This window comes from Brevundimonas sp. (genome assembly GCF_032107865.1).
Taxonomy (GTDB): domain Bacteria; phylum Pseudomonadota; class Alphaproteobacteria; order Caulobacterales; family Caulobacteraceae; genus Brevundimonas.
This window is the reverse complement of record NZ_DAMCNG010000182.1, coordinates 1-5,416: the sequence shown is the minus strand read 5'-3', so window position 1 is coordinate 5,416 and position 5,416 is coordinate 1. Positions and strand designations below refer to the sequence as shown.

Genomic DNA, 5,416 nt, shown 5'->3' with positions numbered 1-5,416 from the left:
ATCGCGCCGCCGTCCCGGCCGCCGTCGTGCGCGCCCGATCGGCCGGCGAACAGGGCGCGGACTATCGCTCCTATGAACGGGCCGAGCCCTGCGCCGACGGCGGCTTTCGCTTTTCCGGCCTGCCGGACGGCAGCTGGTTCCTGATCGCCCCAGTCAAGGCCGACGACAGCGTCATGGTGCTGATGCGCCGGGTGCAGACGCGCGGCGGCCGCGCCGTCAACGTCACGCTCGGCGGCTGAGGCCCCCAGCTGAGCCGTTAGCTGGGCCGTAAACTAGGCCGTTAGCTGAGCAGTTTTCCGACGGCCGCGCCCCTGCGCGGCCGTCGTCTTTAGATCATCGTTCGCCATCCTTTGGCCCCAAGAAACCGCTCTCTGAGCCCCTCCGTTCAAGGAAAGTCGGGAGCGTCTTCTTGTCCCAGCACAACATCATCGGCTCCGAGGCCTTCAGCAATCATCCCTATGTGCTGGTGCGCAACGTGCGGCCGGGCGGGTTTCGTCGTCGCCGGTCGCGCTCGCTGATCGCCTATGGCGTGGTGGCCGTGCTGGCCCTATCGGCCGGCGCCGCGGTCGCCGCCTTCGCCATGGGTCCGCTGCTGATCGACAAGGCCGCCGAAGCGCCTGCGACGGCGACGCCCGCGCCGCTGACGGCGCCGATCGCGCCCTAGGCCCCGTCTGCTCAGGGCACCACGAAGGCCAGGGCCTGGGCGAACAACTCGCCCCGGCTGCGTACGCCCATCTTCTGATAGGCCCGCTTGAGATGGGACCGGACCGTCTCCAGCGAGACGTCCATGGTCTGAGCGATACGGCCGGTCTCGTTCCCCGCCAGCAACATCTCCACGATCCGCCCTTCGGAGGGCGACAGCAGATGGGTCTCGATCAGGGCCTGAAAGCGCACTTCGCCGCCGATGCATTGCAGGGTCAGGCCGATCAAACAGGTCGGCGCCGACGCCACCTCGCGCGCCCAGACCACCCAGGTCCGACCATCGGATCCCGGCGCCGCCAGGCATCGCGCCTCATCCGATCGGGCCTGCGCCATCAGGCGCGGCAAGGCGCGTGATCGCGTGGACAGCCGCCCCCCCTCGACTCCGAACAGGTCGCCGTCCTCCTGAAGCGCGCGCGCGGCCTCATTCAGCCACACCACCTCCAGGGTGCGCGTGACCAGCAGGCGGGCGCGCATCTCGTGATCGATCCAGGCGGCCAGGGCGCGATTGCACTGCCCCTCGACATCGTCGGCAGGCGCCGTCCATGGCCGTCGCCGGCGATCCGGATTCAATCGTCTATCCGGGGCGAACGACGCCCCCTCTGCGGCCCGGCGTCCTGCCCGGCCGGCCTCCCACACAGCTTGTTCCAACGCCAACGCTCCAGGACTGGCGCACGGCTTCGCTCGAAGCCGGCCGCATCTTCAACGTAAGCAACGCCCGAGCACTAACGATACCTTAACGCATATCCACAGGAAGCGCATCTTTATTGCTTTTTGCGACTTGAATTTCACATTTCAGGGTTAAGCTTCGCTGCAAAAGACGCATTCGCGCCCCATCTCACCCTCCCACGCAGCGATGCTGGCGTCGCAACTGAGAACACAGGCGCAATTGAAAACGGCGGCCCTTCGCAGGACCGCCGTTTCCATGTGATCGGCTTAGAACGCCTAGGCGACAGCCGGTTGTCCGGCTCCATCGACCTCGTCCGAGGGATCGGGAATGTCGTCCAGTTCGCCTTCCCATTTGGCGACCACGGCGGCGGCGACGGAGTTGCCGACGACGTTGGTGGCCGAGCGCCCCATGTCGAGCAGGTGGTCGACGCCCAGGACGATGGCGATCCACGCCTCAGGCAGGCCGAAGTAGGTCAGGGTCGCCATGATGACCACCAGGGAGGCGCGCGGGATGCCGGCGATGCCCTTGGACGTCACCATCAGCAGCAGCAGCATGAAGATCTGCTGCGATACGCTGAGCTGCACGCCGTGGGCCTGCATGATGAACATGGTGCCGAAGGTGCAGTAGAGCATCGACCCGTCCAGGTTGAACGAATAGCCCAGCGGCAGGACGAAGCTGACGATGCGACGGCGCACGCCGACCTTGGGCAGGGCCTCCAGGATGCGCGGATAGGCTGCTTCCGAGCTGGCGGTCGAGAAGGCCAGCAGGGTCGGGGTGCGGATGGCCCGGAACAGCGGAACCACCCGCTTGCCCAGAACCACGGCGCCGGCCAGGAACAGCAGGCCCCACAGCACGCCCATGGAGCCGTAGAAGCCCAGCACGAACTTGGCGTAGGTGCCCAGCATCTCCAGCCCTTGCGTGGCGATAGTCGAGGCCAGGGCGGCGAAGATGGCGAAGGGCGCCATCTTCATCACGAACTCGGTCACCTTCAGCATGATGGAAGCGGCCTGTTCGACCAGGTGCAGCACCGCCGGGGCCTTGTCGTCCAGGGCGGCGACCGCCGTGCCGACGAAGACCGAGAAGACCACGATCTGCAGGATCTCGTTCTTGGCCATGGCGTCGAAGATCGAGGTCGGCACCAGATGGGTGATGAAGCCATGCAGCGAGAAGGCGTCCGTCGAAGCCGCCGGCGCGGTGGCCGCCACGGCTTCGGGCAGGTGCATGTTCGCGCCCGGCTGCAGCAGTTGAACCATCACCAGACCCAGCACCAGCGACACGATCGAGGCGCCGATGAACCACGTCATCGTCTTGACGCCGATCCGCCCCACCGAAGCGGCGTCCTCCATGTGCGCAATGCCCGCCACCAGGGTCGTGAACACCAACGGCGCGATGATCATCTTGATCAGGCGCAGGAAGACGTCGGTGATCAGATTCAGGTTCGACGCTGCGGCCGACGCCTCGTCAGCCGTCAGGAAATGATTGAGGCCCCACCCCGTGAGAACCCCCAGTATCATCGCTCCGACGATGAAATAGGCGAACAAGCGTTTCATGCAAAAAGTCGTCCAGCTTTGCAGGCCCGGCGTCGCCGGACCACAGTTACAAACCGATGGAGGATCCCCACCCGCCCAGAAGGAAGAGGCAGCGAATAAACGAAAATCCTCTGACCTCCAACGAACTCCTCAAGGTCTAGGCGCGCGAGACATGAATCGGCCGCCGAATTTCGACCTAGAAATGAATATTTTCCGGCCTGGAGTCTGAAAATTCGCTCATGCTCGAAGCAAATTTCGGCAAGGGGCGATCTCTCCCGAATTGTCCGAGATAACGCAGAAAAATTACTCACCTGAGGCGTCGAGAGCCGACACAGCGCAAATTGCGTCCGCGCCCCGAACACGCCAAGCTACGCTCAAGCCTCGCAGAAGGCTCCCCGAGTGAACGCATCAGGAGTCCGCATGTCCCGTCCCATCCTTGGTCCCGCGCGCCGCCTGGCCGCCGGACTGGCCGTCCTGGCCCTTTCATCGACCAGCACCCTGGCGTTGGAGGCCGCAACCTCCATCTCCACCGTCCCGGCTGCAGCATCCGCTGCGCCCGCCCGCGCCCTGACCACGCCGATGGAAGCCTTCGGCCATGAGGTCGGGGCGGACTATCGCCTGATCACCTACACCCAGTTCGAGCGCTATCTGCACACCCTGGCCGGGCAGTCAGACCGGATGAAGCTGCTGGAGATCGGGCAGTCGTCCGAAGGGCGGACGCAGTACCTCTCCGTCGTCTCCTCGCCGCAGAACCTGGCGAACATCGACCGCTATCAGGAGATTGCGCGCCGCCTGGCCAAGGTCGAGGGCGTCAGCGAGACTGAAGCCCGCGCCCTGGCCGCTGAAGGCAAGGCCGTGGTCTGGATCGACGGCGGCCTGCATTCCACCGAGACGGTCCCGCCCCAGGCCCTGATCGCCGCCCTCTATGAATGGCTGACCGCCGAAGACGCCGAGGCCAAGCGCATTCTGGACGACGTGGTCATCCTGTTCGCGCCGTTGAACCCGGACGGGTGGGAGCTGGTCTCCACCTGGTACATGCGCAACCAAGACCCGCTGAAGCGCGAGTACGACAGCATCCCGGTGCTGTATCAGAAGTACGTCGGCCACGATAATAACCGCGACTACTACCTGTCGGCCATGACCGAGACGACCAACGTCAACCGGCAGTTCTTCCGCGAGTGGTTCCCGCAGATCATCTACAACCACCACCAGACGGCGCCGGCGGGGACCGTGGTCTTCATGCCGCCGTTCCGCGACCCCTTCAATTACAACTACGACCCGCTGGTCATGAGCACCTTGTCCGAGGTCGGCGCCGCCATGCACAGCCGCCTGATCGAAGAAGGCAAGCCCGGCTCGACCATGCGCAGCGGGGCCAACTATTCGACGTGGAACAACGGGATGGAGCGCTCCGTCACCTATTTCCACAACGCCGTCGGCCTGCTGACCGAAATCACCGGCCACCCGACGCCCAGCCGGATCAGCCTGATCCCCCAGAACCAGCTGCCGCGTAACGACCTGCCCCTGCCCATCGCGCCCCAGGCCTGGCATTTCGTCCAGTCGATCGACTATTCGCAGTCGATCAACCGCGCCGTGCTGAACTACGCCTCGCGCAACAAGGATCGCACGTTGTTCAACATCTGGCGCATGGGCCAGAACGCCATCGACAAGGGCAACACCGACACCTGGCGTCTCACCCCCTCGGCGGTAGACGCCCTGAACGCGGCGTCGACAACTCCGGCTGACGCCCGTCGCGGCGTCGATCCGGCCCTGTATGAGCGCGTCATGCGCGACCCGGCCCGGCGCGATCCGCGCGGCTATGTCATCCCGGCGGACCAGGCCGACCTGCCCACCGCCGTCGCCTTCCTGAACAGCCTGATCAAGACCGGCGTGGACGTCGAGCGCGCCACCCGCGCCTTCACCATCGGCGGTAAGACCTATCCTGCCGGCTCCTATGTGGTGAAGACGGCCCAGGCCTATCGCCCGCATGTGCTGGACATGTTCGAGCCCCAGGACCACCCGCACGACCTGCAGTATCCGGGCGGCCCGCCCGCCCTGCCCTATGACGCCACCGGCTACACCCTGGCCCTGCAGATGGGCGTCAAATTCGACCGCATCCTCGACGGCTTCGAGGCGCCGACCGAGCGCGTCGCCGACGTCATGGCCCCGCCGCCCGGCAAGATCGAGGGAAGCGGCCGCGCCGGCTGGCTGATCGATCATGCGCCGATCAACGGCTACATCCTGACCAACCGCCTGCTGGCGGCGGGCGTGCCGGTCTACTGGCAGGAAGGCGAGACCCGCGCCGGCCGCGCCGCCCTGGCGCCCGGCGCCCTGTGGATTCCCGCCGACGACAAGGCTCGCCCGATCGTCGAGGCCGCCGTGCGCGACCTGGGTCTGAACGCCCACGCCGTCGCCCGCGCGCCCGGCGGCGAACGGATCACGCTGAAGCCGGTCCGCATCGGACTGGTCGACCGCTACGGCGGCTCGATGGCCTCAGGCTGGACCAAATGGATGCTCGAAC

4 protein-coding genes and 1 pseudogene are annotated in these 5,416 nt (G+C 66.0%); 3 read left to right on the top strand and 2 right to left on the bottom strand.

Going from position 1 to position 5,416, the window contains the following annotated elements:
• Together RT567_RS13120 and RT567_RS13115 are read left to right on the top strand one after the other, a co-directional pair.
• Positions 1-239, top strand: a pseudogene (locus RT567_RS13120) (hypothetical protein); the annotation flags it as partial.
• Between the two features lie 170 nt (positions 240-409).
• Complete coding sequence (locus RT567_RS13115; protein WP_087139030.1) at positions 410-664, top strand: hypothetical protein; 255 nt, start codon at positions 410-412, stop codon at positions 662-664.
• Between the two features lie 11 nt (positions 665-675).
• Here the strand turns inward: RT567_RS13115 and RT567_RS13110 are convergent, their stop codons facing one another.
• Complete coding sequence (locus RT567_RS13110) at positions 676-1,272, bottom strand: helix-turn-helix transcriptional regulator (RefSeq protein WP_313576753.1); 597 nt, start codon at positions 1,270-1,272, stop codon at positions 676-678.
• Positions 1,273-1,644: 372 nt separating this feature from the next.
• On the bottom strand, positions 1,645-2,919 hold the full coding sequence (locus RT567_RS13105) for a dicarboxylate/amino acid:cation symporter (RefSeq protein WP_313576752.1): 1,275 nt from the start codon (positions 2,917-2,919) through the stop codon (positions 1,645-1,647).
• Positions 2,920-3,318: 399 nt separating this feature from the next.
• On the opposite strand from RT567_RS13105, the gene RT567_RS13100 reads away from it, so the two are divergent.
• Positions 3,319-5,416 (top strand): M14 family metallopeptidase (locus tag RT567_RS13100; protein ID WP_313576751.1); only part of this gene is annotated, 2,098 nt, incomplete at its 3' end.